At 73.7% G+C, this 26,400-nt stretch carries 28 protein-coding genes; 11 read left to right on the top strand and 17 right to left on the bottom strand.

Translation table 11 applies throughout. The features are described 5' to 3' along the window. The 3 genes from AB0F52_RS41825 to AB0F52_RS41815 all read left to right on the top strand — a co-directional run. Positions 1-102 (top strand): hypothetical protein (locus AB0F52_RS41825; protein ID WP_360183287.1); only part of this gene is annotated, 102 nt, incomplete at its 5' end. Further along, complete coding sequence (locus AB0F52_RS41820) at positions 102-278, top strand: hypothetical protein (RefSeq protein ID WP_360183279.1); 177 nt, start codon at positions 102-104, stop codon at positions 276-278. The genes AB0F52_RS41825 and AB0F52_RS41820, both read left to right, overlap by 1 nt. Positions 279-453: 175 nt before the next feature. Continuing rightward, complete coding sequence (locus AB0F52_RS41815; protein WP_360183277.1) at positions 454-807, top strand: VOC family protein; 354 nt, start codon at positions 454-456, stop codon at positions 805-807. Here AB0F52_RS41815 and AB0F52_RS41810 read toward each other — a convergent pair. From AB0F52_RS41810 to AB0F52_RS41785, 6 genes are all read right to left on the bottom strand, one after another. Then, positions 804-1,805, bottom strand: a complete 1,002-nt coding sequence (locus AB0F52_RS41810) for a proline racemase family protein (protein WP_360183275.1) — start codon at positions 1,803-1,805, stop codon at positions 804-806. The genes AB0F52_RS41815 and AB0F52_RS41810 overlap by 4 nt on opposite strands. After that, positions 1,806-2,717 carry a dihydrodipicolinate synthase family protein gene (locus tag AB0F52_RS41805; protein ID WP_360183273.1) on the bottom strand — a complete coding sequence of 304 codons (912 nt, stop codon included), beginning with the start codon at positions 2,715-2,717 and terminating at the stop codon, positions 1,806-1,808. Positions 2,718-2,790: 73 nt separating this feature from the next. Further along, complete coding sequence (locus AB0F52_RS41800) at positions 2,791-4,074, bottom strand: NAD(P)/FAD-dependent oxidoreductase (RefSeq protein WP_360183271.1); 1,284 nt, start codon at positions 4,072-4,074, stop codon at positions 2,791-2,793. Further along, positions 4,071-4,337, bottom strand: coding sequence for a (2Fe-2S)-binding protein (locus AB0F52_RS41795; RefSeq protein ID WP_360183269.1), 267 nt, complete (start codon positions 4,335-4,337; stop codon positions 4,071-4,073). The genes AB0F52_RS41800 and AB0F52_RS41795 overlap by 4 nt, the downstream gene beginning before the upstream one ends. Further along, a complete protein-coding gene (locus tag AB0F52_RS41790; RefSeq protein ID WP_360183267.1) occupies positions 4,334-5,500 on the bottom strand; it encodes an FAD-dependent oxidoreductase in 1,167 nt (388 codons plus the stop codon). Before AB0F52_RS41790 ends, AB0F52_RS41795 begins: the two co-directional genes overlap by 4 nt. Positions 5,501-5,552: 52 nt before the next feature. Next, positions 5,553-6,167 carry an XRE family transcriptional regulator gene (locus AB0F52_RS41785; RefSeq protein ID WP_360183265.1) on the bottom strand — a complete coding sequence of 205 codons (615 nt, stop codon included), beginning with the start codon at positions 6,165-6,167 and terminating at the stop codon, positions 5,553-5,555. A gap of 74 nt (positions 6,168-6,241) precedes the next feature. Between AB0F52_RS41785 and AB0F52_RS41780 the strand changes: the two genes are divergently transcribed. Continuing rightward, positions 6,242-7,213: a methyltransferase gene (locus AB0F52_RS41780; RefSeq protein ID WP_360183263.1), complete on the top strand. Its 972-nt coding sequence runs from the start codon at positions 6,242-6,244 to the stop codon at positions 7,211-7,213. A 575-nt stretch (positions 7,214-7,788) separates the two neighbouring features. Here AB0F52_RS41780 and AB0F52_RS41775 read toward each other — a convergent pair. Then, the gene (locus AB0F52_RS41775) at positions 7,789-8,085 is read right to left on the bottom strand and encodes a DUF1540 domain-containing protein (protein WP_360183261.1); all 297 of its coding nucleotides are present in this window, start codon (positions 8,083-8,085) and stop codon (positions 7,789-7,791) included. A gap of 113 nt (positions 8,086-8,198) precedes the next feature. Beyond that, positions 8,199-10,214, bottom strand: a complete 2,016-nt coding sequence (locus tag AB0F52_RS41770; RefSeq protein WP_360183259.1) for a phosphocholine-specific phospholipase C — start codon at positions 10,212-10,214, stop codon at positions 8,199-8,201. Between the two features lie 177 nt (positions 10,215-10,391). Here AB0F52_RS41770 and AB0F52_RS41765 point away from each other — a divergent pair, with 177 nt between their 5' ends. Together AB0F52_RS41765 and AB0F52_RS41760 are read left to right on the top strand one after the other, a co-directional pair. Then, the gene (locus AB0F52_RS41765; protein ID WP_360183257.1) at positions 10,392-10,928 is read left to right on the top strand and encodes a MarR family transcriptional regulator; all 537 of its coding nucleotides are present in this window, start codon (positions 10,392-10,394) and stop codon (positions 10,926-10,928) included. Further along, positions 10,925-11,293, top strand: coding sequence for a hypothetical protein (locus AB0F52_RS41760; RefSeq protein WP_360183255.1), 369 nt, complete (start codon positions 10,925-10,927; stop codon positions 11,291-11,293). The genes AB0F52_RS41765 and AB0F52_RS41760 overlap by 4 nt, the downstream gene beginning before the upstream one ends. A gap of 10 nt (positions 11,294-11,303) precedes the next feature. Here AB0F52_RS41760 and AB0F52_RS41755 read toward each other — a convergent pair whose 3' ends face one another. Beyond that, positions 11,304-12,200, bottom strand: coding sequence for a hypothetical protein (locus AB0F52_RS41755; protein ID WP_360183253.1), 897 nt, complete (start codon positions 12,198-12,200; stop codon positions 11,304-11,306). Then, positions 12,193-12,819: a hypothetical protein gene (locus tag AB0F52_RS41750; RefSeq protein WP_360183251.1), complete on the bottom strand. Its 627-nt coding sequence runs from the start codon at positions 12,817-12,819 to the stop codon at positions 12,193-12,195. Before AB0F52_RS41750 ends, AB0F52_RS41755 begins: the two co-directional genes overlap by 8 nt. A gap of 385 nt (positions 12,820-13,204) precedes the next feature. On the opposite strand from AB0F52_RS41750, the gene AB0F52_RS41745 reads away from it, so the two are divergent. Together AB0F52_RS41745 and AB0F52_RS41740 are read left to right on the top strand one after the other, a co-directional pair. After that, on the top strand, positions 13,205-13,531 hold the full coding sequence (locus tag AB0F52_RS41745) for a lycopene cyclase domain-containing protein (RefSeq protein WP_360183249.1): 327 nt from the start codon (positions 13,205-13,207) through the stop codon (positions 13,529-13,531). Further along, positions 13,528-13,848 carry a lycopene cyclase domain-containing protein gene (locus AB0F52_RS41740; RefSeq protein ID WP_360183247.1) on the top strand — a complete coding sequence of 107 codons (321 nt, stop codon included), beginning with the start codon at positions 13,528-13,530 and terminating at the stop codon, positions 13,846-13,848. The genes AB0F52_RS41745 and AB0F52_RS41740 overlap by 4 nt, the downstream gene beginning before the upstream one ends. Before the next feature lie 226 nt (positions 13,849-14,074). Here the strand turns inward: AB0F52_RS41740 and AB0F52_RS41735 are convergent, their stop codons facing one another. Further along, positions 14,075-15,268 (bottom strand): MFS transporter, encoded by a 1,194-nt coding sequence (locus tag AB0F52_RS41735; protein WP_360183245.1) that lies wholly within the window; start codon positions 15,266-15,268, stop codon positions 14,075-14,077. A 113-nt stretch (positions 15,269-15,381) separates the two neighbouring features. Between AB0F52_RS41735 and AB0F52_RS41730 the strand changes: the two genes are divergently transcribed. Further along, complete coding sequence (locus AB0F52_RS41730; RefSeq protein WP_360183243.1) at positions 15,382-16,089, top strand: helix-turn-helix transcriptional regulator; 708 nt, start codon at positions 15,382-15,384, stop codon at positions 16,087-16,089. 21 nt (positions 16,090-16,110) lie between these two features. Here AB0F52_RS41730 and AB0F52_RS41725 read toward each other — a convergent pair whose 3' ends face one another. Genes AB0F52_RS41725 through AB0F52_RS41710 form a run of 4 tightly spaced genes read right to left on the bottom strand, consistent with a single transcriptional unit; the run spans position 16,111 to position 19,671 of the window. Further along, positions 16,111-16,287, bottom strand: coding sequence for a hypothetical protein (locus AB0F52_RS41725; protein WP_360183241.1), 177 nt, complete (start codon positions 16,285-16,287; stop codon positions 16,111-16,113). 12 nt (positions 16,288-16,299) lie between these two features. Further along, complete coding sequence (locus tag AB0F52_RS41720) at positions 16,300-17,046, bottom strand: succinate dehydrogenase/fumarate reductase iron-sulfur subunit (RefSeq protein ID WP_360183239.1); 747 nt, start codon at positions 17,044-17,046, stop codon at positions 16,300-16,302. After that, positions 17,043-18,965, bottom strand: a complete 1,923-nt coding sequence (locus AB0F52_RS41715) for a fumarate reductase/succinate dehydrogenase flavoprotein subunit (protein WP_360183237.1) — start codon at positions 18,963-18,965, stop codon at positions 17,043-17,045. The genes AB0F52_RS41720 and AB0F52_RS41715 overlap by 4 nt, the downstream gene beginning before the upstream one ends. A gap of 1 nt (position 18,966) precedes the next feature. Further along, positions 18,967-19,671 carry a succinate dehydrogenase cytochrome b subunit gene (locus tag AB0F52_RS41710; protein ID WP_360183235.1) on the bottom strand — a complete coding sequence of 235 codons (705 nt, stop codon included), beginning with the start codon at positions 19,669-19,671 and terminating at the stop codon, positions 18,967-18,969. A gap of 82 nt (positions 19,672-19,753) precedes the next feature. Here AB0F52_RS41710 and AB0F52_RS41705 point away from each other — a divergent pair, with 82 nt between their 5' ends. Continuing rightward, positions 19,754-20,698 carry a LysR family transcriptional regulator gene (locus AB0F52_RS41705; RefSeq protein WP_360183233.1) on the top strand — a complete coding sequence of 315 codons (945 nt, stop codon included), beginning with the start codon at positions 19,754-19,756 and terminating at the stop codon, positions 20,696-20,698. Here the strand turns inward: AB0F52_RS41705 and AB0F52_RS41700 are convergent. After that, positions 20,691-21,545 (bottom strand): TIGR03619 family F420-dependent LLM class oxidoreductase, encoded by an 855-nt coding sequence (locus AB0F52_RS41700; RefSeq protein ID WP_360183231.1) that lies wholly within the window; start codon positions 21,543-21,545, stop codon positions 20,691-20,693. The genes AB0F52_RS41705 and AB0F52_RS41700 overlap by 8 nt on opposite strands. Before the next feature lie 29 nt (positions 21,546-21,574). Continuing rightward, positions 21,575-21,994 (bottom strand): YkvA family protein, encoded by a 420-nt coding sequence (locus tag AB0F52_RS41695; protein ID WP_360183229.1) that lies wholly within the window; start codon positions 21,992-21,994, stop codon positions 21,575-21,577. A 122-nt stretch (positions 21,995-22,116) separates the two neighbouring features. On the opposite strand from AB0F52_RS41695, the gene AB0F52_RS41690 reads away from it, so the two are divergent. Then, complete coding sequence (locus tag AB0F52_RS41690) at positions 22,117-26,313, top strand: cation-translocating P-type ATPase (RefSeq protein ID WP_360183227.1); 4,197 nt, start codon at positions 22,117-22,119, stop codon at positions 26,311-26,313. Positions 26,314-26,400 lie beyond the last annotated feature (87 nt).

Genomic DNA, 26,400 nt, shown 5'->3' with positions numbered 1-26,400 from the left:
GCCATCATCTCCTACCTCGTCTCCGCCTACTACTCCGCCGCCGTCCTCGTCCCCGACGCCCTCGCCGTGCTGGAAAGCGCCGAGATCGGCCGGGAGGGATGATGCCCGAACCCGCCACGCCGCCCCACGCACCCGACGCACCCGGGCGCCCGCCCGTGTTGCCCGCCTCGGCGTTCGGGCCGACCGGGCTGGGCACCGCGGCCGCCCGGATCGTGCCGTGCACCGGCGGCACCCGCCCGCCCGAAACACCCGAACCCGACCGGCGCGTGACACCGTGACGGTCACGGCGGCCTCGGGCGCCGCGGCGGCCGAAGACGACGGCGCCGATCGCTGAAGCCCGCCGGACCACCGGCGGCTCGGCGCCGGACGGCCGAAACACACAGCCGTCCGGCGTGGACGGCGGCGCCCGCGTGTCACCGCTCCCGGTGGCGGCCGGGCTGGCAGGATCGCCGCATGGAACGTGTGCTCGGAATCGGCGGGTACTTCATCCGCGCGGCGGACCCCGCCGCCCTCGGCGCCTGGTACCGGGACTGCCTCGGCCTCGACACCGACGAAAACGGCGTCTGGCAGCAGGAGCCCGGCCCGACCGTCTTCGCGCCGTTCGAGGCCGGGACCGACTACTTCGGCTCGGAGACCCAGCAGACCATGCTCAACTTCCGGGTCCGCGATCTCGACGCCATGCTGGCACAGCTCCGCGCCCGCGGTGCCGACGTGGCCGACGAGGTCCAGGACATGGCCGGGGTCGGGCGCTTCGGCTGGGTCACCGACCCCGAAGGCCACCGCATCGAACTCTGGCAGCCCGTCTAAAGCACGAACCCCGTCGGGAACGGGTCGTCCGGGTCGAGCAGGTAGGTCGCGGTGCCGGTGATCCAGGCCCGGCCGGAGAACTCCGGGACCACCGCCGGCACGCCGCCCACCGTCGTCTCGGCCACCAGCTCGCCGGTGAACGTCGTGCCGATGAACGAAGCGTTCTCGAACGGCGTGTGCAGCGGCAGTTCGCCGCGGGCGTGCAGCTGGGCCATCCGGGCGGACGTGCCGGTGCCGCACGGCGACCGGTCGAACCAGCCCGGGTGGATCGCCATCGCGTTCCGCGACGCCCGCGCGTCCGAGCCCGGGGCGAGGAACTGGACGTGCTTGCACCCGCCGATGAGCGGGTCCTCCGGGTGCTTCGGCGGCCGCTGCTCGTTGATCGCCTCCATGATCGCCAGCCCGGCAGCGAGAATGCGGTCCTTCTCGGCCCGGTCGAACGGGATGCCCACCGAGGACAGGTCCAGGATGGCGTAGAAGTTGCCGCCGTAGGCCAGGTCGTAGCGGACCTGACCCAGGCCGGGCACGGACACCTCGGCGTCGCGCTCGGCGAGGAACGAAGCGACGTTGCGCAGCTTGACCCGGGAAGCACGCCCGTCGCGGACGGTGACCTCGGCGTGCACCAGCCCGGCCGGGGTGTCCAGGCGCACCACCGTCGTCGGCTCGGTCACCTCGACCATGCCCGTCTCCACCAGCACCGTCGCCACGCCGATTGTGCCGTGGCCGCACATCGGCAGGCAGCCGGACACCTCGATGTACACCACGCCCCAGTCGGCGTCCTCGCGGCAGGGCGGCTGCAGGATCGCGCCGCTCATCGCGGAGTGGCCGCGCGGCTCGTGCACCAGGAACTGCCGGAGGTGGTCCAGGTGCGCCATGAAGTACCGCCGCCGCTCGGCCATCGTGGCGCCGGGGATCGGGGCCACCCCGCCGGTCACCACCCGGGTCGGCATGCCCTCGGTGTGCGAGTCGACCGCCGTGATCGCGCGCGAAGAACGCATCTACGCCACCCCCAGCGCCGCGAGCGCGCGGCCCATGTCGGCGCGAATCTGCTCGCGGTGGACGTCCGACAGCGGCCCGCGCGGCGGACGGCACGGCCCGCCGCGGCGGCCCACCATGTCCATCCCGAGCTTGATGGCCTGGACGAATTCGGTGCGCGAGTCCCAGCGGAACGCGGCCACGAGCGGCTCGTAGAGCGCCCTGGCCTCCTCGAGCTTGCCCGCCGTGGCCAGCTCGAACAGGCGCGCCGATTCGGCCGGGAACACGTTGGGGAACCCGGCGAACCACCCGGACGCGCCCATCAGCAGGCTTTCCAGGACGACGTCGTCGGCGCCGCCGATCACGGCCAGCCCCGGCGCCCGCTCGCGGATCTCCAGCACGCGGCGGACGTCGCCGGAGAACTCCTTGACGGCCACGACGTTGTCGATCTGCGCGATCTCGGCCAGCAGGTCCGGCGTGAGGTCGACCTTGGTGTCGAACGGGTTGTTGTAGACCATCACCGGCAGCCCCACCGACGCGACGGCCTCGAAGTGGGCGAGCACCTCGCCCCGGTTGGCGCGGTAGAGCGTCGGCGGCAGGCAGAGCACGCCGTGCGCGCCGTCCTCGGCCGCCGCCTCCGCCCAGTACCGCGCCTGGTGCGCGCCGGGGCCGTGGACGCCGACGACCACGATCCCGTCCGTCCCGACGGCTTCGATCGCGGTGCGGGCGACGCGGCGGCGTTCGTCGTCGGTGAGCGAGGAGTACTCGCCGAGGGAACCGTTCGGCCCGACGCCGCGGCAGCCGTTCTCGACGAGCCACCGGCAGTGTTCGGCGTAGGCGTCGTAGTCGACGGCCAGCCCGGCCGGCGCGGCGTCGTCGGCCCGGTACGGCAGCGCGGCGGCGACGACCACGCCCCCGAGGTCGCGGGTGCTCATGCGCCCACCTCGCTGACGCTCGGTGCGGCCTGAGCCGACGGCGCAGTGTTGAATGATTCCCTCGCAAGCTCGCTCATGGAAACTCCTTCGGATCGGCGAGCTCGCCCAGGCGGATCGGCTGGGCGATCGGACGGTGGTGCCGCTCGGTGCTCCCACACAGCTCGGCGATGGACGGGCCGCACATCCGGCCCTGGCACGGGCCGAGCCCGGCGCGGGTGCCGAGCTTCAGCGCGTGCGGGCCCGGCGTGGCCGGGTCCGCGGCGGCGCTTCGCAGATCGCCGTAGGTGGTTTCTTCGCAGCGGCAGACGACGGTGTCTTCGCGCAGCCACCCGGGCCACGCCGGGCCGAGGGGATGGGCCGCGGCCAGGCGGCGTGCGAAGGCGCGGGAACGGTCACGCTGCTTGATCAGCGCGCGACCCGGCGTCCTCCCGGCGGCGGCCCACCCGGCGACCGCGCCTTCCGCCGCGGCGGCGGCCGAACCGCCGATGCCGGTGAGCTCTCCGGCGGCGAACACACCGGCGACGGTGGTGCGCTGGTCGGCGCCGACCCGGACGAACCCGCCGTCGAGGGCGCAGCCGGCCGCGACGGCGAGTTCGGGTTGCCCCGCGAAGCCGTGCCCGACGCAGAGGGCGTCGACCTCGTGGGTGCGTTCGGTGCCGGGGACGACCGACCAGTCCGCGCGGACCCGGGCGGTGACGGCTTCGCGGACCCGGTCGTCGCCGCGGGCTTCGATCACCGCCCGGCCGGTGCGGTACGGGACGCGGTGCCGGGCCAGCGTGCCGGCGTAACGAACCAGTTCGTTCATTTTGCCGAGGTGCGCCGCCGCGCGCCACGACCATCCTTTCAGGACAGTGCGAGCCGGGTTCGCCTCCAGGACGGCGACCACTCCGGCGCCGACGTCCACCAGGGACTCGGCGACCGGCAGCAGGAACGGCCCGGCCCCGGCGACGAGCACCCGCCGCCCGACGGCGACCCGCTCCCCCTTGGCCAGCGCCTGAGCGGCGCCCGCGGTGAAGACGCCCGGTAGCTGCCAGCCGGGGAACGGCAGGACGCGGTCGTGCGCGCCGGTGGCCAGGACCAGCGCGTCGGGTTCGAGGGTGTGGCGTCGCCGGTTCGTCCCGTCGGCGGGGCCGCGCAGGACGTGGACCCGCTTGCCTTCCAGGGCCCAGACCGTGCTTTCCGGCCACCACGTGCACCGGCTCAGGAGCGCTTCGAACCGGTGCGCCGCTCCCCGGTGGTACTGCCCGCCCGGGGCGTCCGCCTGGTCCAGGACGGTGACGTCGGCTCCGGCGGCGAGCGCGTGCTCGGCCGCCGCGAGCCCGGCCGGCCCGGCACCGACGATGACGACGTGCGTCACGCGCCCTCCTCCCGCGACTGGGTCCGGACCTCGTCGCCGTCGGCGGCGCGGCGGCGGCAGGCGCGGACGTCGGCGACGCCGTTGACGGTGAGCAGGCAGTCGAAGCAGGCCCCGATCCCGCAGAAGACCCCGCGTGGCGCCCCGGACCGCGTGGTGCGCCACGACAGCCGCCCGGCGGCGAGCAGGACGCCGGCGACGGTCTGCCCGGCGGCCCCGGTCACGGTCTCGCCGTCGACGGTGATCGTGATCGGCCGCCCGCTCACGCCAGCACCGCCGGACGGTCCACAGTGAACTCTTCCACCGGCATCGACGGGATCGCGCCGGTGAGCAGCTCGCGCAGCAACCGGGCCGTCCCGACGCTCAAGCCGATTCCCGCCCCTTCGTGTCCGGTGGCGTGCCACAGGTTTCCGAGTCTCGGGTCCTCGCCCAGTACCGGCAGGTGGTCGTCGACGTACGGCCGGAAACCGCCGTACGCGCGCATCACCGCGGCGTCGGCCAGTGCCGGGAACAGCCGGACCGCCTTGGCCGCGATCGCGCCCAGCACGTGCGGCCGGATCGTGTCGTCGAAGCCCACCCGGCGGCGGGACGAGCCGATCAGCACCGTGCCGCCCCGCGTCGACTCGACCACTGCCGACGTCTGCAGCTCGCCGCTGTCCGTGCCGACCGCGCCGACGTAGTCCGCGTCGTAGACCTTGTGCCGCACCACGCCCGGCATCGGCGTGGTCACCAGGACTTCGCCGCGCCGGGGCCGGACCGCGATCGGCGCTTCCAGCCGGGCCGAGCAGGCGCCCGCCCACGGTCCCGCCGCGTTCACCACGACGTCCGCCTCGACCACTTCGCCCGCCACGTGCACCCCGGTGATCCGGCCGCCTCGAACCTGGGCGCCGGTGACCTCGGCTTCGGTCCGCAGCCGGGCGCCGTGGCGCAGCGCCGAACCCAGCAGGGCGAGCGCGGCGGCGGCCGGCTGCACCTGGGCGTCCTCGGGGTAGCGGACGGCGGCGGTCAGCTCCCGGGTCAGCGCGGGCTCGGCCGCCGCGACGTCCGCCGCATCGAGCCGCTCGGTGCGGACCCCGGCCGCGGCCTGGGCCTCGGCGAACGCGAGCAGCGCGCCGGCACCGGCCTCGGTGGTGGCCACGACGATGCCGCCCTTCGGGTCGAGCTCCGTCGCGGCCGCCGCGCGCGGGTCGTCGTCGGCGATTTCGGCGAGCACCTGCGGCCACAACCGGGCCGACAGCTGCGCGAGCGCGAGTTCGGCGCCCGGGGCCTTGTCGGAGACCAGCAGATTGCCTTCGCCGTGCGACGTGGTGCCGCCCGCGGGCCGGCCGCGGTCGAGGACCAGGACGTCGAACCCGGCCAGGGCGAGTTCGCGAGCACAAGCCGCCCCGATGATGCCGGCGCCGATGACCACCACCCGCGTTCGGTTCATTGACCCTCCAGCGTTCGGTATAGCGAACGATAGGTGTCGATCGAGACGGGTGTCAATCCGGCAGGACGGGGTGCGAGCGGCCGCCGAGCCGTTCGTCCGCGCGGTACTGCAGCAGCAGCACCGACTGCACGGGACCGTCCGGTGCGGTGTAGCTGTGCGGCTCGCGGGCGTCGAACGCGACGTAGTCGCCGGGCCCGAGGTCCACGGTCCGGCCGGCCACCTCGACCCGGAGCCGTCCGGTCTGCACGACGGTGTGCTCGACGCCGACGTGCCCCTGCGAGCACTGCGGCGCGTCTCCGCGGACGACCTGGTCGTAGACCTCGAAGACGCTGTTGTCGCCCTCGATCCGGCGTAAGGGCCGCAGGTCGACACCCTCGCCGCGGAGCACCTCGACGTCGGCGGCCCGCACGACGGTCAGCCCGCCGCGCGGCCGGTGGTCGAGCAGGTCGGAGATCGCCACTTCCAGCACCCGGGAGAGGCTGAAGACGGTCTCGATGGTCGGGTTGCCGGTCCCGCCCTCGAGCTGGGACAGCGTGGCCTTGCCGATGCCGGACCGCCGGGACAGCTCGGACAGCGACAGGCCGCGCGCCGCCCGCGCCGCGCGGAGGTTGACCGCCAGCATGTCGCGGATCGACGGACCGCCGTCGTCGTTCGGTAAAGCGTCCATCAGCGGGCGCCCTTCGTTCGGTTTGCCGATCGGGCCAGGCGTCATGATGCCACGCCGTCGCTAGTCTCGACCGGGTGCAGCAATCGATCCTCGCGATGGCCGAGCTGGCCACGCCCATGGCGATCCGGGTAGCGGCGACCCTCGGCCTCGCGGACCACGAGGACGGGACGGCGGCCGAGCTGGCTTCGGCCACGGGCACTTCTCCCCCGGCGCTGGCCTGCTTGCTGGACCACCTCGTCACGGCCGGGGTCTTCGCCTTCGACGCGGAGTCCGGCCGCTACCGGCCCACGGAACTGGGTGCGCAGCTGCGTTCGGACGACGCCCGGCGGCTGCTCGACATCCACTCCGCGGGCGGGCGCGCGGAACTCGCCTTCGCGGACCTGCTCGAGACGATCACCACCGGCACGCCCGCCTACGAACACCGGTACGGCCGCGATTTCTGGACGGACATCGACGCCGAACCGCGGCTGCGGCGCACGTTCGACGCCCAGATGAACTGGCGGTTCCAGGTGCAGGCGCCGCAGATCGCCGCGCGTTTCGACTGGGGACGGTTCCCGCGGATCGTCGACGTCGGCGGCGGCGACGGTCTCGTGCTCGCGGAGATCCTGCGCGCCCATCCGGCGGTGCGCGGGGAGGTGGTGGACCTGGCGCCCTCCGCGACCGCGGCGTCGGACCGGTTCGCGGCGGACGGCCTCGCCGACCGGGCGCGGGCGGTGCCCGGCAGCTTCTTCGACCCGCTGCCGGCGGGAGCGGACGCGTACGTGCTGTCGGACATCCTCCACGACTGGGACGACGACCACGCCCGCACTATCCTGGCCGCCTGCCGCCACGCGGCCGGCGAGGACGGCACGGTGGTGGTGATCGAGCCGCTGCGCCACGGCACGTCCACGGCGATCAACCTGTTCATGCTGATGTGCTTCGGCGGCCGCGAGCGGACGGTGGCCGAACTGACGGAGCTGGCCGCGGGCTGCGGCCTGGTCCTGCGCGGGACGACGGAGGTGGCCGAGGGCCGGACGGCCCTCGAGTTCGGCGCGGCGCACGGCTGATCGGCCGGCGGTCCGTGGCGCCGAACCCGGCCGCGCGGGAGACCCAGCCCGCCCCGGTCACCGGGACCCCGCGGCCTCATCCGGCGCCGGGAGCCCGGCAGCCGCGCAGCGGACCTCCTCCGGCCAGCCGCCGCGGTCCTCGGAGCCCCAACCGCAAGCCCGGCACCCACGCGGCGGACCCCTCCAAGCGCCGCCGGGGTCGCCTGCGGCCTTGTCCGGCGCCGCGAGCCAGGCACCCGCACAGCGGCCCCCTTCAGCCGCCGCCGCGGCCCCGCGGCCCAGCCGCCATCGCGAGCCCGGCACCCCGCAGCGGACGCCCTCCGGCCAACCGCCGCGGTCCTCGGGGCCTCATCCGCCACCGCGAGCCCAGCACCCGCACAACGGAACCCCTCCAAGCGCCGCCGGCCTCATCCGGCGCCGGGAGCCCGGCAGCCGCGCAGCGGACCTCCTCCGGCCAGCCGCCGCGGTCCTCGGGGCCTCATCCGCGACCGCAAGCCCGGCACCCGCGCAGCGGACCCCGCCCACCGCCGCCGGGTTCCTCGCGGCCTCAACCGCCGCGAGGAACCCCGGCGGGCCTACCTGCTGTACGTCAGGCAGTTCGCCGCGTGGGCGCTGTCGCCCGGGCCGACTCGGATGCTGTCCGCCGTGCACTCCAGCGACGAGTTGTGCCGGCAGTCCGTCCGGGAACACGCGCCCACCTGGGCCACTACCCGGTCCAAGCCGCCCTTGGTGTTCAGCGGGACGAAGGTTCCGCAGTCCGCCGATCCGTTGCCGCCGCCCACCGTGATGGCGAAGGCGTGGCAGCCGTCGTGGTTGTAGGAACAGCCGCTGACCGTGCACTCGTGCACGGCCGGCATTTCGGTGGTGGTCATCCGCACTCCTGGTTCCGTGGTGGGAAAACAGTCGGTTCCCCGACGCTCCCACCACGAACCGGAGCTCGCAACGGACGCCACCACCGCCGGGTGACAAAGACCCCCGATAGGGCCTAGTTCGTGAGCGTGTTCGGGTCGCTCGTGCTCGGCCGCCCGGTCTCGACGTGCCCTGCCAGGCGGCGCAGGAACCGGGGATCGCGGTCCGAGGTGATCGAGACGTCGTACCAGTTGCCGCTGCGCCGCGTGTCCACCACCTCGACCACCCGCGCGCCCGGCCGCAGGACCCGCGACGTCGAGCGGCGGCCGTACGCGTCGGTCAGCGTGAGCCGCACCGGGGCCGGACCGCTGTTGGTCAGGACCAGCGCCAGGTTCCCGCTGCGTCCCTCCGGGCGCGCGCTCACCTCGGGTCCCGCCAAGCCGCCCCGGAACTGCCGGACGAAGCCGTTCGGCCCGTGGGCGGTGTAGTCGTAGCCCCCGGAGACGGGCAGCGCGGCGGCGAGCGAGCACCCCGCGCCCGTGGTGTAGGTCCGCGGCTCACCGCCGGGCGAGGTGACGTAGAACGTCGCGCCCGCTCGGCCCTGGTTGACGAACGTCAGGCTGAAAACGTCCGCAACGCGAGCATCGGCCGCCAAGTCGTATGGCAGCGCCCGCGCCGGCCTCAGCCCCGGCTCCTGCTTCGGCAGCACGGCGTTCGCCGGGACGGCGGGCACGTAGTCGGGGTGCCGCTGGCGGTCCGGCGGGAGGTAGCCCGCGGTGTCCGGCAGGGCGGGCACCCGCGCGTCGGTCCGCGCGAAGTCGAACGCCGAGGTCAGGTCGCCGCACACCGACCGGCGCCAGGCCGAGATGTTCGGCTCGTGCACGCCGAAGCGCCGTTCCATGAACCGGATGATCGAGGTGTGGTCGAACGTCTCCGAGCACACGTAGCCGCCCTTGCTCCAGGGCGACACCACGAGCATCGGCACGCGCTGGCCGAGCCCGTACGGCCCGGCCGGGTTCGAAGCCGAGCCGGCGAAGATCTCGCCGGTCGTGTCCACAGTGGACTGCCCGGCGGTCGCGTACGGCGGGACGACGTGGTCGAAGAAGCCGTCGTTCTCGTCGTAGGTGATGAACAGCGCGGTCTTGCTCCACACCTCCGGGTTCGCGGTGAGTGCGTCGAGGACCTGCGCGATGTACCAGGCGCCGTAGTTCACCGGCCAGTTCGGGTGCTCGCAGAACGCCTCGGGCGCGGTGATCCACGAAACCTGCGGCAGCGTCCCGGCCTTGACGTCCGCGCGCAGCCGGTCGAAGTAGCCCTCGCCCGCCTTGGCGTTCGTGCCGGTGCGGGCCTTCTCGTACAGGGCGTCGCCGGGCTTGGCGTTGCGGTAGGAGTCGAAGTACAGCAGCGAGTTGTCGCCGTAGTTGCCGCGGTAGGCGTCGTCGATCCAGCCCCAGCCGCCGGCGGCGTCGAGGCCGTCCCCGATGTCCTGGTAGATCTTCCACGACACGCCGGCCTGCTCCAGGCGCTCGGGGTAGGTCGTCCAGGAGTAGCCCTTTTCGTCGTTGCCGAGGACCGGTCCGCCACCTTTGCCGTCGTTGCCCGTGTACCCGGTCCACATGTAGTAGCGGTTCGGGTCGGTCGAGCCCATGAACGAGCAGTGGTAGGCGTCGCAGATGGTGAACGAGTCGGCGAGGGCGTAGTGGAACGGGATGTCCTCGCGCGTCAGGTACGCCATCGTGGTCGAGCCCTTCGCCGGCACCCACTTGTCGTAACGGCCCCCGTTCCACGCCGCGTGCGTGTCCTTCCAGCCGTGCGGGAGATCCTGGATGAACTGCAGGCCCAGGTTGTCCGCTTCGGGGCGGAAGGGCAGGATGTCGCGCTTGCCGTCCGACTGCGCCCAGACGGACTTCCCGTCGACCCGGGTCACCGACCGCGGGTCGCCGAAGCCGCGGACCCCGCGCAGCGAGCCGAAGTAGTGGTCGAACGACCGGTTCTCCTGCATCAGCACCACGACGTGCTCGACGTCCCGCAGCGTCCCGGTGCGGTGGTGGGCGGGGATCTCCGCCGCGCGGGCGATGCTGGTGGACAGCGCGGAAAGGGCGGCGGTACCGCCGGCCAGCTGCAGAAAACGTCGTCGGTTGACGTCCGTCATGGGGACTCCGGGGGTGTCGTGGTGGCGAGCCGGGTCAGTATGGGCGGCGAAAAGCGAACCTGTCCCGGGAGCGAGGCTAACGCCGGGCGAAACCCTGGTTAACGCCCGCGAGCGGACAGGCCCCGGACAGAGATGTTGACAGAGATACGGAAGCACGTACTAATGTAGTGCTTCACTATGAACGACGTACTCAACTTCCCCCGGGACGAGGACGACCGGCTCTACTCCCCCGAGGCCCGCAGCGCACTGGCCGGGTTCACCCTCGGTGAAGACACCGGCGCGCTCGAAGCCGCGGCCGCCGTCCGCACCGCCGCGCGGAGCCTCGAGGCGCTGCGCTCGCAGGGCACCGACAGCCGCGGCCTCAGCCCGGGCGCCCTCGACATCCTGATCCGGCTCGGCGCCGGCGAAGCGAACATCAAGGACCTCGCCGCCTCCGCGGGGGTGAGCTCCCGGAACGTGACCGGCCTGGTCGACACCCTGGAACGCGCCGGGCTCGCCGAGCGCGTGCCCGACCCCCGCGACCGGCGGTCGGTGCTGGTCCGGATCACCGCGGACGGCCGGACGTGGCTGGCGGAGTTCCGGCGGCCGTCGCAGCTGGCGATGGCCGCGCTCTTCCGGGGGTTCACCGCCGCCGAGACGGCCCAGCTGCGGCACCTGTGCCTGCGGCTGGCCGAAAACCAGCACCACCTCGCCCGCCACCTGGAGGACCGATGACCGCGCAGACCAAAGAAACCGTGCAGGCCTACCACCGCGCCCGCTTCGCCGGCGACGTGACCGCCGCGGCCGCGCAGCTCGCCGGCACGTTCACCTTCCGCAGCCCGCTGATCGCCTCCGCCGACGCCCGCGGCCACCTCGACGGGCTGGCGGGATTCGTCGGGATCGTCACCGGGGTGGACCTGATCAGCGAGCTCTACGGCGAGACGGAGGCCACGCTCGTCTACGACGTGCACACCGCCACCCCGGTCGGCACCCAGCACACGGCCGAGCACTTCCGGCTGCGCGACGGGAAGATCGAGGCCATCACCCTGATCTTCGACGCGACACGCTGGCACCCGCTGATGGCGGCCGTGCGGCGGTGACCGCCCGGGGTCAGGGCCGGCGGTTCTGGAACTGGAACTGGACCCGCACCGAGCCGTCCAGCGGGACGATGATCGTCGAGTTGCTCGCCGACCACTGGTCCGGCACGAGGAACATCCGGTCCTTGCCGTGGATCAGCAACCGCAGGTGCCGGTACCGGTAGTGGAAGGTCTGCCCGTCGGAGACGGGCAGCTTCGTCTCCTGGACGCCCGGGCTGCGCAGGAACAGGCTCTCCTTCGTGTCGAGGATGACGCTGGGCAGCTTGTCCAGGCGGCTCGCCTGGTACATCGCGAGCCCGCGGCCGGACCACTGCGCCACGGTGGCCGTCATCCAGAAGACGCTGACGGCGATCACCAGGTAGACGAGGACGGCGAAACTCCGGTGGAGCGAGCTCGCGGGCGTCGCGTCTCCCGCGGCTCGCGGCGGCAGCCGGATGGCCGTGCCGTACTGGAAGAGGACGCCACCCACCGCGATCAGCAGCGGGGTCACGAGCTCGTACAGCGGCCAGTCCCGCAGGAAGACGTAGCCCACCAGCAGCAGCAACCCGCCGATCAACGGGATCAGGCCGGCCGCCTGCACGCCACGGCCCAGCCGGCGCATCCGCGCCGCGGTCCGGATCCGCTTCCGGACCGCGGCGTGGACCGCGACCGCGCCCAGGCCGGCCGCGGTGAACACGAGCAGCGGGGTGAGCAGGGGCTCCGGGCTGCGCATGACGTAGTCCTGCGTGCCGAGCCCGATCGTGTCGACGTCGACACCGAAGTATTCGTACTTCGCCCGGGCGGAGACGTAGCCGAAGTAGAACAGCAGCGCGCTGAGCAACGTCAACGGCGGGATCACCGATTTGCCCGCGTCGACGAGCCGCTCGATCCGGCCGGGTGCCGTGCTTTCCCCGGCCACCGGCTCATCCACCGGGGCTCGATGAGGATTTGGTCACCGAGGATTTGGGCACGGAGGATTTGGGCACCGACGATTCCGATCCGGTGATCCCGTGCAGGGAAATGTGTCCCCCGCACGAGCTTCCCTGCCCGGGCGGGCAGGTGAACTTGCCCTTGAGCATCAGCTCCGCGTCGTCCTTGCCGAGCCCGTTCACCTGGACGGTGCAGCTGATGGCGTCCCGCCGGAAGGTGAACGAGCCGCAGGCATCACCTCCGCAGCCCCCGGCCACGCTGAAGCCCTTCGGCGGCGTGATTTCGATCTTGGCGACCGTGACGCCGTTGTCCGGGAGCAGCTCCGGCTGGTTCCAGCGGGCGGTCGCGCACTGGTTCCCGGCTTCTCCTTGGCTGCTCCCGCCGATCGGCAGCTGGGCGAGCGCGAGCGCGGGTTCGCCGTTGCCGCTGGGCCGCGGAGCCTCCGGCCCGGACGGCTCCATGCTCGGGGTGCTCCCGCCCGAAGTTTCGGCGGCCGGGGACGACTCCGGGGCGGAGCTCGGCACGCCGGGATCCGACGAAGTCGAGCAGCCGGACACCCCGAACGCCAGGACGGTGGCCGCCACGAACAGGGCGCGGCGGGTCGATCGGAACGCATTCATCGTGGTTCCTCCTCGCCTTGCAGAGCCGCGCGGGCAGGAGGTGATACGCGGTCGTGCCGCGCCCGATGAGGAACCTGCTCGATCCGCCGCCGTATTCGGCTCGGCGGTGAATACCGCGCATTCCGCGAATGGCCCGATCGATGGTGCTCCGCACGGAAGGTGCGCGCAAGGTGGTGAGCGGGTCGTAGCGCAACCGTGAACCGGTCCGGGAGGGCCCGACCGCGGCGGCTCGTCCGTACCGCCTGCGTAAACTGCCGTATGGCTCGCAGAAGGACTGGGAAAGAATACGGCCGGCCGCTGTTCGACGCCGGTTTCCGCCGGGTGCCGGCATCGCTCGCCGCCGGAAACTCCGTGCCGTGGCGCCGGAACCGGGCGGGGATCTGACGTGGGCCGCGCGGAGTACCTGGTCGTCCTCGGCGTCTGCGTGCTGGTGACGCTGCCGATCGAGCTGGCCGGCGCGCGGGTGTACCGCAGGCCGGGCCGGCTGGTGCGCGCGGTGCTGCCGGTGGCGGCGGTGTTCCTCGTCTGGGACGCGCTGGCCATCGCCGCCGGCGTCTGGCACTTCGATCCGGCGTTCGTCACCGGGCTGCGCACCCCGTTCGGGATCCCGCTCGAGGAAGTCCTCTTCTTCGCGGTGATCCCGGTGTGCGGCGTGCTGACCTACGAAGGGGTCGGCTTGACCGGGCGGCTGCTGCGGCGGGTGCGCCGGTGATGCCTTGGGGCTACACGGTTCCGGCCGTCGCCGCGGTGCTCGTCGTCGTCGCGGCGGAACTGCTGGTGGTGCGCACCGGGCTGTTCCGGCGGCCGGCGTACTGGGTCACCATGGCGATCGTCGTGGCCTTCCAGATCCCCGTGGACGGGTGGCTGACGAAGCTTTCGGCGCCGGTCGTCCGGTACGCCCCCGGCGGCATCACCGGCTGGCGGTTCCCGTGGGACATCCCGGTCGAGGACTTCCTGTTCGGCTACGCCCTGGTGACCGCCGTCCTGGTGTTGTGGGAGCGGGGAAAGTCCCGGGAGGACGGGGCTTAGGCCCGCCTCCGCTCAGCGGAGGTCCGAGGGGGGTCGACCTGCGAGCGGAGACGGGAGTTCAGGGTCGGTACGGGGGTCGCCTCGCGGCGAAAGGCACAACACGGCTCCTGCGTTACCGGTATTCCGTGAAGGCAAGGGGTGAGGCCCGGGGACACCGCCGTACCGACACTCTGTACAACGTCGCGGCCCCGCTGGTGTTCCGGCCGCGGAGGGTGACGTGCGTCGCTCAACCGGCCGGCACGGGCTGCCGCGTCCGGACCGCCCAGCGGGTCAACGCCGGCACGGGCGCGACGGCCGCGAGGAACACCACCGCGATCAGCAGCCATCCCGGGCCGCCGAGACCGCCGACCGCGAGCGTGAACACGCCGGGCCCCACCATCTGGACGGTGGCCGTGGCCGCTTCGGTCGCGCCTTGGTAGGCACCCTTGGCGTCTTCGCGCATCAGCCGCACCGAAAGCCCCCAGCCGGCGGCCACGTACGCCAGCTCCCCGACGACGTGCAGCAGCGCCGCCAACCCCACCACCGCGATCGCGCCGGCCCCCGCGCCCCCGGACGTCGTGGCGAGCAGCACACAGCTCGCCGCGAGCACCACGCCGGACACCACCGCCGTTCGCGCGGCCTGGCCCGCCGTGCGCGCGAACCGCGCGAACGGCACCTGGAACACGGCGATGCCCACCGAGCTGATCACGACCACCACGCCACCCAGGCCCAGCGGCAGGTGCGTCCGGCCGGACAGCCACAGCGGCAACCCGGCCGACAACATGGCCCAGCACAGCGAAAGCACGGCCGTGGCCGCGGTGAGGCACAGGTACGGCCGGTCCTTCAGCACCACCCGGGACGGCTTTCCCGGGGTCCGTTCCGCCGGGGCCGGAGCGGGCACCAGCAGGGTCGCGCCGGCGAGCACCAGGAAGCTGACGGCGTTCCCGGCGATGGCCAGGGTGTAGGCCCACCGGGCGTCGGCGGTCAGCACCAGGGCGCCGAGCCCGGCACCGGCGGCGTACCCGACGTGCTGGGCCACCCGCTGCCGCGCCAGCACGCGCACCCGTTCGGCGGGCTCGGTGACGAGCGCCGTGATGAGCGCGGTCCGCACCGCGGTCCCGCCGGTGGCCAAGGCGGTGAACGGCACCGTCACGGCCAGGAACGACCAGGTGCCGTCCACCGCGAGGTAGCCGGCCATGGCGGCGGCCCGCACCAGGGTGAGCACGACCAGCACCGGCCGCGCGCCCACCCGGTCCGCGAAGGCGCCCAGCGGCACGGCGGCGGCCATGCCCACCGCGCTCGCCACGGCCAGCCCGGCGCCGACCGTGACCGCCGGGAGCCCGGCGATCCGGGTGAGGTACAGCGCCCAGATCGTGAACCAGAGGCCGTCGCCGAGCGCGGAAACCCCGCGGCCCCACAGGAGGCTTCGCAGTCCAGCCATGCACCCACCCTTCACGGAGGCGTGAATGGTAACCACGGTCCGCACGGCTTCGCAATCATCATTCATGATCTCGTGAAGCGTGTTAAGCTCGCGCGCGTCGGAAGGGAACGGTGATGGGCGGACTGGTCGATCCGGGCAACGCCGTCCAGGGCGCGATCGTCGAGCTGACGCGCGAACTGGCCGATCCGGTGCGGCTCACGGCCCTGCAGGTGCTGGCCGCGGAAGGCCCGCACACGATGGTGCAGCTGGCCGACGCCCTCGGCGTCACCGCACCACGGCTGGGCAACCACCTGGCCCGGCTGCGGGCCGCCGGGCTCGTGACGGTCGAACACACCGGACGGCACGCGCTCTACCGCGTCGGCCGCGAGGACCTGCTGGGCGTGCTCACCGCCCTCGCCCGCTACGCCGGCAATGAGGGCATCACCCCGCCGGACCGCGCCGAGTCGGGCGCGGACATCGCGCACACGTGCTACGACCACGCGGCGGGACGTCTCGGCGTGGAAGTGTTCGCCCTGCTCGTCTCCCGGGGAGCGTTGCGGCCTCCGGACGGTTCCGCTCCCGAAGTCGCCCTCGGCGACGACCTCTCGGCGTTCGGGGACCTCGGCGTCTCCCCGGCGGAGGTGGCCCCGGGCCGCCGCCGCCCGGCGACGGCGTGCCTCGACCGGACCCACCGCGTCCCCCACCTCGGCGGGGTCCTGGGCCATGAGGTCCTGGAGGCGTTCCTGGCCGATGGCCTGGTTCGCCGCGGCCCGGAGGATCGCGAGCTGCGGATCACCGCGCGCGGCCGGCGCCGGTTCGGTGCCCTGCTGCCGGGGTTCTGACGGTCCCGGCCGGCGACCGGATCAGGTGAACTTCTCGCCGTACCACTCGAGTTCGGCCGCTTCGAGTTCCTGCAGCGCGCTTTCCGTCCCAGGGTCCGCGCGGTCCTCGTAACGCACGCCGTCCGGTTCTTCGGGGTCCGGCCGAGCGAAATCCATGTCCACGTACGTGAACGGGCTGGGCGAGACGAGCTCGGGCACCGTAACGAAAGCCTAGCGGCGGCCGGAGCGGGTTGCGGCGAGGTACTCGCGGTTGAGGGTCGCGATGCTCGTGAACGGGATGCCCTTCGGGCAGGACGCCACGCACTCGCCGGTGTTCGTGCAGCCGCCGAAGCCCTCGGCGTCCATCGCGTCCACCATGTCGAGCACCCGGCTCGCGCGTTCGGGGGCGCCCTGCGGCAGCAGGCTCAGGTGGGTCACCTTCGCCGCGGTGAACAGCGTTGCCGAGCCGTTCGGGCACGCCGCCACGCAGGCGCCGCAGCCGATGCAGGTCGCGTTGTCGAAGGCCAGGTCCGCGTCCGGCTTGGGGACGGGAGTGGCGTGGGCGTCCGGGGCGCTGCCCGTCGGGGCGCTGACGTACCCGCCGGCCTGGACGATCCGGTCGAGCGCCGAGCGGTCGACGACCAGGTCCTTGACGACCGGGAAGCCCCGGGCCCGCCACGGTTCCACGTCGATCACGTCGCCGTCGGCGAAGGAGCGCATGTGCAGCTGGCACGACGTCGTGCGCTCGGGGCCGTGCGCCTGTCCGTTGATCACCACGCCGCACGAGCCGCAGATGCCCTCGCGGCAGTCGTGGTCGAACGCCACCGGTTCGTCGCCGGCTTCGATCAGCCGCTGGTTCAGCACGTCCAGCATTTCCAGGAACGACATGTCCGGGCTGATGCCGTCGACCGGGTAGGCGACCAGCCGGCCTTCGGCGGCCGGCCCGGCCTGCCGCCAGACGCGGACGGTGAGTTTCATGTGTAGCTCCGCTGGGTCGGGTGGACGTGTTCGAAAATCAGGCCTTCGCGGTGCAGCACCGGCTCGGTGCCGTACTCCCACGCGGCGACGAAGGCGAAGTTCTCGTCGTCCCGCAGGGCTTCCCCTCCGGCGGTCTGGTGCTCTTCGCGGAAGTGGCCGCCGCACGACTCCTCGCGCGCGAGCGCGTCGACGAGCATGAGCTCGGCCAGCTCCAGGAAGTCGGCCACCCGGTTCGCCTTTTCCAGCTCCTGGTTGAACTCCGCGCCGCCGCCGGGCACGCGGACGTCTCGCCAGAACTCCTCCCGCAGCTCCGGCACCCGGTCCAGGGCCTTGCGCAGGCCTTCGCGGGTGCGGGACATCCCGCAGTGGTCCCACATCAGCAGCCCCAGCTCGCGGTGGAACGAATCGGCCGACCGCGTCCCCCGGACGGCCAGCAGCCGGGAAATCCGGGCGCGCACCTCGGTTTCCACCTGGCGGACGTCGGCACCGGAGACGTCGCCGAGCCGCGTGCCGCCGAGGTAGTCGTTGACCGTCGCGGGCAGCACGAAGTAGCCGTCGGCGAGCCCCTGCATGAGCGCCGACGCGCCGAGCCGGTTGGCGCCGTGGTCGGAGAAGTTCGCCTCGCCGATCACGAACAGCCCGGGAATCGTGCTCTGCAGGTCGTAGTCCACCCAGAGGCCGCCCATGGTGTAGTGGATGGCCGGGTAGATCCGCATCGGGACCGCGTACGGGTCTTCCGCGGTGATGCGCTGGTACATGTCGAAGAGGTTGCCGTAGCGGGCTTCGATCGCCGGCCGGCCGAGGCGCGCGATCGCGTCGGCGAAGTCTAGGTAGACGCCGAGACCGCCGGGACCGACGCCGAACCCGGCGTCGCACACGTTCTTCGCCGCCCGCGAAGCGATGTCCCGGGGCACGAGGTTGCCGAAGCTCGGGTAAAGGCGCTCGAGGTAGTAGTCGCGCTCGGCCTCGGGGATCTCCCCCGGCGGCCGGGTGTCGCCCGGCCGCTTCGGGACCCAGATGCGGCCGTCGTTGCGCAGCGACTCGCTCATCAGCGTCAGCTTCGACTGGTGTTCGCCCGACCGCGGGATGCAGGTCGGGTGGATCTGGGTGAAGCACGGGTTCGCGAAGTAGGCGCCGCGTTTGTGCGCCCGCCAGATCGCCGTGGCGTTGGAGCCCTTCGCGTTCGTCGAGAGGTAGAAGACGTTGCCGTAGCCGCCGGTCGCGAGCACGACGGCGTCCGCGAGGTGGGTGGTGATCTCCCCGGTGACCAGGTCGCGCGCGACGATGCCGCGGGCGCGCCCGCCGGCGACGACCAGGTCGAGCATCTCGGTGCGCGCGTGCAGCTCGACGTTCCCGGCGTCGATCTGCCGGGACAGGGCCTGGTACGCGCCGATCAGCAGCTGCTGGCCCGTCTGGCCGCGCGCGTAGAACGTCCGCTGCACCTGCACGCCGCCGAAGGACCGGGTGTCCAGCAGGCCGCCGTACTCCCGCGCGAACGGCACCCCTTGCGCCACGGCCTGGTCGATGATCTGCGCCGACACCTGGGCCAGCCGGTACACATTGGACTCGCGGGCCCGGAAGTCACCGCCCTTGACCGTGTCGTGGAAGAGCCGGTACACCGAATCGCCGTCGTTGCGGTAGTTCTTCGCGGCGTTGATCCCGCCCTGGGCCGCGACGGAGTGCGCGCGCCGCGGCGAGTCCTGGAAGCAGAACTGCACGACGTGGTAGCCCTGCTCGGCCAGCGTCGCGCCGGCCGAGCCGCCGGCCAGCCCGGTGCCCACGACGATCACCCGGTGCCGGCGCCGGTTCGCCGGGTTCACCAGCTTCGCGGCGAACTTCCGCTCGTCCCAGCGGTTTTCGAGGGGAACGGCGGGGGCCTTCGTGTCGGCGATCGGCTCGCCCACGCGATAAAGATCCATGTCAGTGCACCAGTCCCGTCATGATCGCGACCGGGACGAGCGCGTAACCGCCCGCGACCACGACCGCTGTCGTGCTGCCGAAGATCCGGATCGCCCGTTCCCGCCGCGGGCGGGTGAGGCCCATGGTGCGCGCGGCACTGGCGAAGCCGTGGTGGATGTGCAGGCCGAGCATGGCCAGGGCGGCGAGGTAGATCAGGTTCACCCACCAGACCCGGAAGTCCGCGACGAGGTTGTGGTAGGCGTCGCCGGGGACGAAGTCGCGGTTCACCGTGCCGACGGTGAAGTCGAGGATGTGCCAGACGACGAACACCGCGAGCGTCGCCCCGCCCCAGCGCATCGTCCGCACCGCGAAGGTCGCGCGCGCCGGTGGCCGGTGGACGTACCGGACCGGCCGCGCGCGGCGGTCGCGCCGGGCCAGCTGCACCGCCGCGGTGACGTGCAGGACCAGCGCGGCGAGCAGCACCGCGCGCTGGAGCCAGAGGAACCACTCGCGGCGCAGCACCGGTTCGCCGATCGTGCGCAGCCAGCCGGCGTAGTGGTTGAGCTCGGCGGCGCCCAGGAACGTCTTGAGGTTGCCGACCATGTGCGCGAACACGAAGGCGAGCAGGAGCACGCCGGTCACCGCCATGACGGCTTTCTTGCCGATCGTCGAGGCCCAGAAGCGCCGGACGGCGGAGCGCCGGTGCGGGGCGAGCGTGTTCACCACCCGATCGACGTTAGAAGCGCGTCGACCAGAGGTCAAAGACATGATAGCTCTGTTCTCCATAGGCAACAGCTATCGTTGAACCATGCAGTTCCACCAGCTCGCCTACTTCGTCGCCGTCGCCGAGCACCGGCACTTCACCCGGGCCGCCGAGCAGGTGCGGGTGGCCCAGCCGTCGCTGTCCCAGCAGATCCGCGCGCTCGAACACGACCTGGGCGCGCCGCTGTTCCACCGGATCCGCGGCAACGTCTCCCTCACCGAAGCCGGGGAAACGCTGCTGCCGATCGCGCGGCGGATCCTGGCCGACACCGAAACCGCCCGGCTGGCCATCCGGGAACTCGACGAACTCGATCGCGGCCGCGTCCGGCTGGGTGCGCCGCCGAGCCTGTGCACGGGCCTGCTGCCCGCGATGCTCGCGGCGTTCCGCCGCCGGTACCCGGGCATCCAGCTGGAGCTGCACGAAAGCGGTTCGGGCGACCTGCGGCAGCGGCTGGCCGAGGGCGCGCTGGACCTGGCGCTGCTGGCGGGCGCCCGGACGACGGCCGAGGCCGGTCTGGCGGCGACACCGCTGCTGCTCGAGGAGCTGGTGGTGATCTCGGCCCCGGACGCCGCTCCCGCCCCGGTCGCGGGCGACCGCCTCGGCATCGGCGACCTCGCCGGCGTCCCGCTGGTGATGTTCCGCCGCGGCTACGACGTCCGGGAGGCGACGGTCAACGCCTGCCGCGCCGCCGGGTTCGAACCGTCGTTCGCGATCGAGGGCGGCGAGATGGACGCGGTGCTGGAACTGGTGCGCGCGGGCGTGGGCGCGGCGGTGGTCCCGAGCACGGTGGCGGGCGACCGGTTCCGGAGGACCCGGTTCACCCCCGAGGCGGGGATGACGCGCGTGGTGCAGCTGGCCCACCGGGCGGACGTGGAGCCGACCCGGGCGGTGCGCGCGCTGCGGTCGGCGATCGCCGGGTTCGTGGCCGACCCGGCCCGGCGGGCGAGCCTGCCGCCGGGCATCGAGTCGCTGGTGGACGACGTCAGCTGAGACCGAACCGGTCGGCGAACGCGGCCATCTCGTCACGCCGTTGCGCGGGCTCGGCCGTGCCCGGGGTGACGACCAGGCGCGTCACCCCTTGCCCGGCGAGTGCTTCGACGTCCTCTGTGGACATGTCGAGGCTCCCCCAGCGCGTGTACTGCAGGCTGTCCGGGTCGCGGCCCGTTTCCTCCGCCGTCGTCCTGGCGAGGGCGAACTGGCGACGGCGCTCGTCCGCGGTGAGCGCCCCGCCGGGGAAGTACCCGTCGCCGCGCCGGCCCGCCCGCCGGGCCGCGGCCGCGCTCGAGCCGCCGATGTGGATCGGCAGCTCGCGGACGCCCACCGGCTTCGGGAAGCTGCAGACGTCCTCGAACCGGAAGAACTCGCCGTCGAAGGAGACTCCCTTTTCGCCGCCCGCCCACAGCAGCCGCAGGACGTCGATGGCCTCGTCCGCCCGGCGGCCGCGGGTGGCGAAGTCGACGCCGGCCGCCCGCGCCTCGCCCGGCAGGGCACCGACCCCGGCCGTGAGCAGCCGCATGCGGCCGCCGGACAGCACGTCGACCGTCGCCAGCCGCTTGGCCAGCACCACCGGGTGGTGGTACGGCAGCAGCAGGACACCGGTGCCCAGCAGGATGCGGCTGGTGACGGCGGCGACGAAGCTCAGGCACTCCAAGGGATCCGCGTACGGCAGGGACGGCGGCAGCGCCATCGGCCCGATCTTGGCGCCCGGATACAGCGCGACGTGCTCCGGCAGGTACAACGACTCGAACCCGCACTCCTCCGCGTCCCGCGCGAACCCCGCGATCACCTGCGGGTCCGCGCCGAAAAAGGGGGTGCTGTAACTGATCCCGAACTTCACCCTCGAGAAGCTAGCCGTTGACGCCCACGTCAAGGCAATGGCCGGATCCCCGTCAACCGCGTGAGGGCGGCGAACCCGTCATCGGTGCCGGGCCAGTGAGCACGCACGGCACCGAGCCCGGCGCGGCGCACCACCGAGCGCAGGACGGCGCTGACGATGATCGCGTCGTCGGCGTACCCGAGCACCGGGACGAAGTCCGGCACGAGGTCGATCGGCAGCGCGAGGTAGGCCAGCAGCAGCCCGAGCCGGATCCGGACGCCGCGCGGGAGCGTCTTGTCCGCGGCCAGCCGGCGGACCAGCCGCAGCACGTCCGGCAGCAGCCGCAGCGCTTCCCGGAGCAACCCACCGCGCGGCCGGACGAGCACGAGCGCGACGAGGAGGGCGGCCCAGGCGAGCAGCAGGGCGGCGGTGACGCCGAGCAGCAGGTCCCACCAGAACGACCCCGTCACCGCGCGAGGGTACGTCCGTGCGCCGCCGTGGTCCAGTTCCGTCGCGCGATCAGGGCGGCCGGGTTTTGACCTCCGGCCACCGGGGAACGCCGAACGGAAGTGGTCGGCAGGCGGAGGTCGGAGTGCTCGGAGCGGTGTTCGCGGTGACGAAGGCGGGGATGACGCTGGCCCTGGCCGGCCCGGTTCTCGTGACACAGCAAGCAAAAAAGGCCGTTTCGGCGATCGCTCCGCTCGCCGGGGAACTGGCCGCGGGGGCAGCCGGGACGGCCGCGGAAGCGACCCGGACGAGCAGCCGCACGGCCGTGCGGGCCGCGCGGGTCGTGCGCAACGCCGCGGGTCCGCGCTCCGCCGTCTGGCGCGCGGGGCGGCGGCTGCACGTCCCCCTGCGGCCCGGGGAGGACGCCGACCGCCCCGACGGGCCCGCGCTCGCCGCCGAGCTGGCCGCCCACGCCGACGTCGCCGGGGCCTACTGGGACGGCGGGCTCGGCAGTGTGGTCCTCCACCTGGCCGAGGAGGCCGCCGCCGACCGCGTCGTCGGCTGGATCGCCGAGCGCTGCGAGCGGCACGGGCTGGCCCCGGCCGAGCCGGGTGACTGCGCCCCGGCCCACCCCGGCGACACCTACGGGGTGCGGACCGCGGCGCTCGCCCTGGCGATGGACGTCGCCGGGCTGGGCGTCTCGGTGGGCACCCGCGCCGTGCGCTCCGGACGGCTGCACGAAACCGTCCGCGCCGCGGTGGCGGCGGCCCGCGAACACCCCGCCGTCCGCGCGGCGCTCGACGAGCAGTTCGGCTGGTACACGGCCGAACTGGCGCGCTCGGGCGTGTCCGCCGCGGTACGGGGACTCAGCCAGGACCCCCTCGAACTGGTGCTGGACGCCCTCCTGCGCACCGGGCAGCTCACCGAGGCGATCGCCCGGCTCACCGCGTTCGACGCCGCCCACGACGACCTCTGTTCGCCGGAGCGGCCCAGCCTCGGCGTGACCCCGCCGCAGCGCCGGGTCCGGATCCCGATGGAGGACTACGCCCGCAACGCCGTCGGCAGCGGCCTGCTCGCCGCGCTGGCCGACCTGCTGGTGCGCCGCAATCCCCGCGAAGCCGCCGAAGCGTTCCTCGCGGCGTCGCCGATGCCGGCCCGGTACGCCGGCACCGCCTTCCACACCGCGATGGGCACCGCGTTCGCCCGCGAAGGCGTGCTCGTCCGCGACCCGGACCGGCTCAAGGCACTGGACGCCGTGGACACCGTCGTGCTGCACGCCGACGCGCTGCACGGCGAAGACGGCCTCGATCCGCACGCCGAAGCCGTGCTGGACGCGGCCCGCCGGGCCGAGGCGCGGGTGGTCATCGCCGGCGACGACGCCCGCGACCGGCTCGGCGAGTTCGCCTCGCTGGCCGACGACGTCGCCCGGGAATCGTTCTTCGAGCTGGTGACACGGCTGCAGGACGAAGGCCGGGTCGTGCTCACCGTCGGCCGCCCGCCCGCGCGGTGTGCACCGCACTGCGACGAAGTGGCGGGCCTGCTCGCCGGCGACCTCTGCGTCGCCCTCGCCGATCGCCACGCGCCGGTGCTCTGGGGCGCCGACCTGGTCGTCCGGCCGGGGCTGACCGGCGTGTGGCGGGTGCTGCGGGCGGCCGGCGCCGCGCGGGTGAACGGCAAGCGGGCCACCCGGGTGGCGACCGCGGGCAGCCTGATCGGCGGCCTGCTGCTGATGTCACGCCGACGGCGCACGCTCGTGCCGTTCGTGCCCCGGCTGGACCCGGCGCTGCTCGGCGGGCTGACCGGGCTGGCGATGGGCACCCTCGCCGCGGCGCGGGTGGCCGCCGCCCGGCTTCCGGCCGGCCGCACGCGGATCGCCTGGCACGAGCTGACCGGCGACGAGGTCCTCCGACGACTCGCCGACGCGGAAACCGAGCCCACGAACCGGGAGCTGACGGCCCGGCGGGTGCGGGCGGTGGCCGGCGCGCTGGCCCGGCACCCGGCCGCGGCGCCGGTCCGGTTCGGGACGGGCCTCGCCGCCGACGTCGTCGCCGAACTGAACGACCCGCTGACCCCGGTGCTGGCCCTCGGCGCGGTCGCGTCCGCGGTGGTCGGCTCGCCGGTGGACGCGCTGCTGGTGGCCGCGGCGATGGGCCTGAACGCCGTCGTCGGCGGCGCGCAGCAGTTCCGCGGCCGCCGCGCGCTGGCGAAGCTGCGGGACGGCGAGCGGCAACGGGCCCGCCGGGAAGGCGGCGGGGTGGTCGACGCGCGGGCGCTGAAGGCGGGCGACCGGATCGAACTGCGGGCCGGCGACGTCGTCCCGGCCGACGCCCGGCTGCTGACCGCCAACGACCTCGAAGCGGACGAATCCGCGCTGACCGGCGAGTCGCTCCCGGTCGCCAAGCAGCTCGCCCCGGTGCCGGGCGCGCCGATGGCCGAGCGCAGCTGCCTGGTCTTCGCCGGCACCACGGTGGTCAGCGGCGAAGGCACCGCGGTCGTCGTGGCGGTCGGCTCGGAGACCGTGGCCGGCCGGGCGGTCGAGCTGGCCACCCGGACCGCCGCCGCGGTGGGCATCCAGGCCCGGCTGCAGGACCTCACCCGCCGCGCCCTGCCGCTGACGATGCTCGGCGGCGCGCTCGTCACCGGCCTCTCGGCGATCCGCGGCCGTCCGCTGCGCCGCGCGCTGGCCGGTGGCGTGGCGATCGCCGTCGCCGCGGTGCCCGAAGGCCTGCCCCTGGTGGCGACCGTGGCCCAGCGGGCGGCGGCCCGGCGGCTGTCCGCGCGCGGCATCCTGGTCCGCGCGCCCCGGGCGCTGGAGGCGCTGGGACGCCTGGACGTCGTGTGCTTCGACAAGACGGGCACGCTGACCGAGAACCGGCTGCGGGTGGTGACCACGACCGGGCCCGGCGGCGAGGCGCGCGAGGCCGGGCCCGGGGACGCCGTGCTGCGGGCCGCCGCGCGGGCCTGCCCGGGCACGCTCGACGACCCCCACGTGCGGGCCCACGCCACCGACCACGCCGTGCTCGACGCCGCCGGCCCGGACGAGGGCTGGACCGAGCTCGCCGGGCAGCCGTTCGAGGCGAACCGGGGCTACTCGGCGACCGTCGGCCGCGAGGGAGACGGCGAGGTGACGCTGGTCGTCAAGGGCGCCCCGGAGGTCGTGCTGCCCGCCTGCGCCGGCGCGGACGAGCTGGCCCGCGCCGCGGAAGCGTTGGCGGACAACGGATTGCGCGTGCTGGCGGTGGCGTCCCGGAAGGCTCCGCCCGCGCTCGACGGCGACGACGAAGAAGTGCTGGCGGACCTGGAGTTCCTCGGGTTCCTCGGGCTGGCGGACACGCTGCGGCCCACCGCCGGGCCGCTGATCTCCGGGCTGCGCGCGGCCGGCGTGTCACCCGTGATGCTCACCGGCGACCACCCGAACACCGCGCGGGCCATCGCGACGTCGCTCGGCTGGCCGTCCGACGCCCCGGTCGTCACCGGCGACGAGCTCGCCGCCCTCGACCGGGCCGGCCGGGCCCGGCTGCTGTCGGGCGCCGGCGTGATCGCCCGCGTCGCCCCGGAGCAGAAACTGCAGGTCGTGGAGGCGCTGCGCGAAGCCGGGCGGGTGACGGCGATGGTCGGCGACGGCGCGAACGACGCGGCGGCCATCCGCGCCGCGGACGTCGGCATCGGCGTGCGCGCCCGGGCGTCGACCGCCGCCCGCACCGCGGCCGACGTCGCGCTGACCGGCGAGGACCTGACCGTCCTGCTGGAGGCGGTGGCAGAGGGCCGGGCGCTGTGGCGCAGCGTGTCGGACGCGGTGGTGATCCTCGTCGGCGGCAACGCGGGCGAGATCGGGTTCTCGGTGCTGGGCACGCTGCTGTCGGGCGACTCGCCGCTGGGCACCCGCCAGCTGCTGCTGGTCAACCTGCTGACCGACCTGTTCCCGGCGATGGCGGTGGCGGTCACCCGCCCGGACGACGACGGCGGTTCCGGCCCCGGCGGACTCGGCGACGGCCTGACCCGCGCGATCACCAGCCGGGGCGTGACGACGGGCGTCGGCGCGACGACGGCGTGGCTGATCGGGCGGTTCACCCCGGGAACGGTGCGCCGCACGAGCACGATGGCGCTGTGCGGCCTGGTCGGCACCCAGCTGGCCCAGACCCTGCGCGGCCGCCGCCGCAGCCCCCTGGTGGTCGGCACGGCGGCCGGGTCGGCGCTGGTGCTGGCGGCGATCGTGCAGACGCCGGGGGTGAGCCGGTTCTTCGGCTGCACCCCGCTCGGCCCGCTGGCGTGGGCCGGAGTCGGCGCGGGGGTGGCGGCGGGAGCACTGACGTCCTCGCTGCCGATCCTGCGGCAGCCGTAATCCGCGGACCGGAACCGGAGCCGGGGTAGCGCTGGCGCTACCCCGGATCCGGTGGTCCGCACTGCTGATCTTCGCACCGGATCCCGG

Source organism: Amycolatopsis sp. NPDC024027, assembly GCF_040638975.1.
Taxonomy (GTDB): Bacteria; Actinomycetota; Actinomycetes; order Mycobacteriales; family Pseudonocardiaceae; genus Amycolatopsis.
The sequence above is the reverse complement of the archived record's forward strand: the minus strand, read 5'-3'. Positions and strand labels throughout refer to the sequence as shown.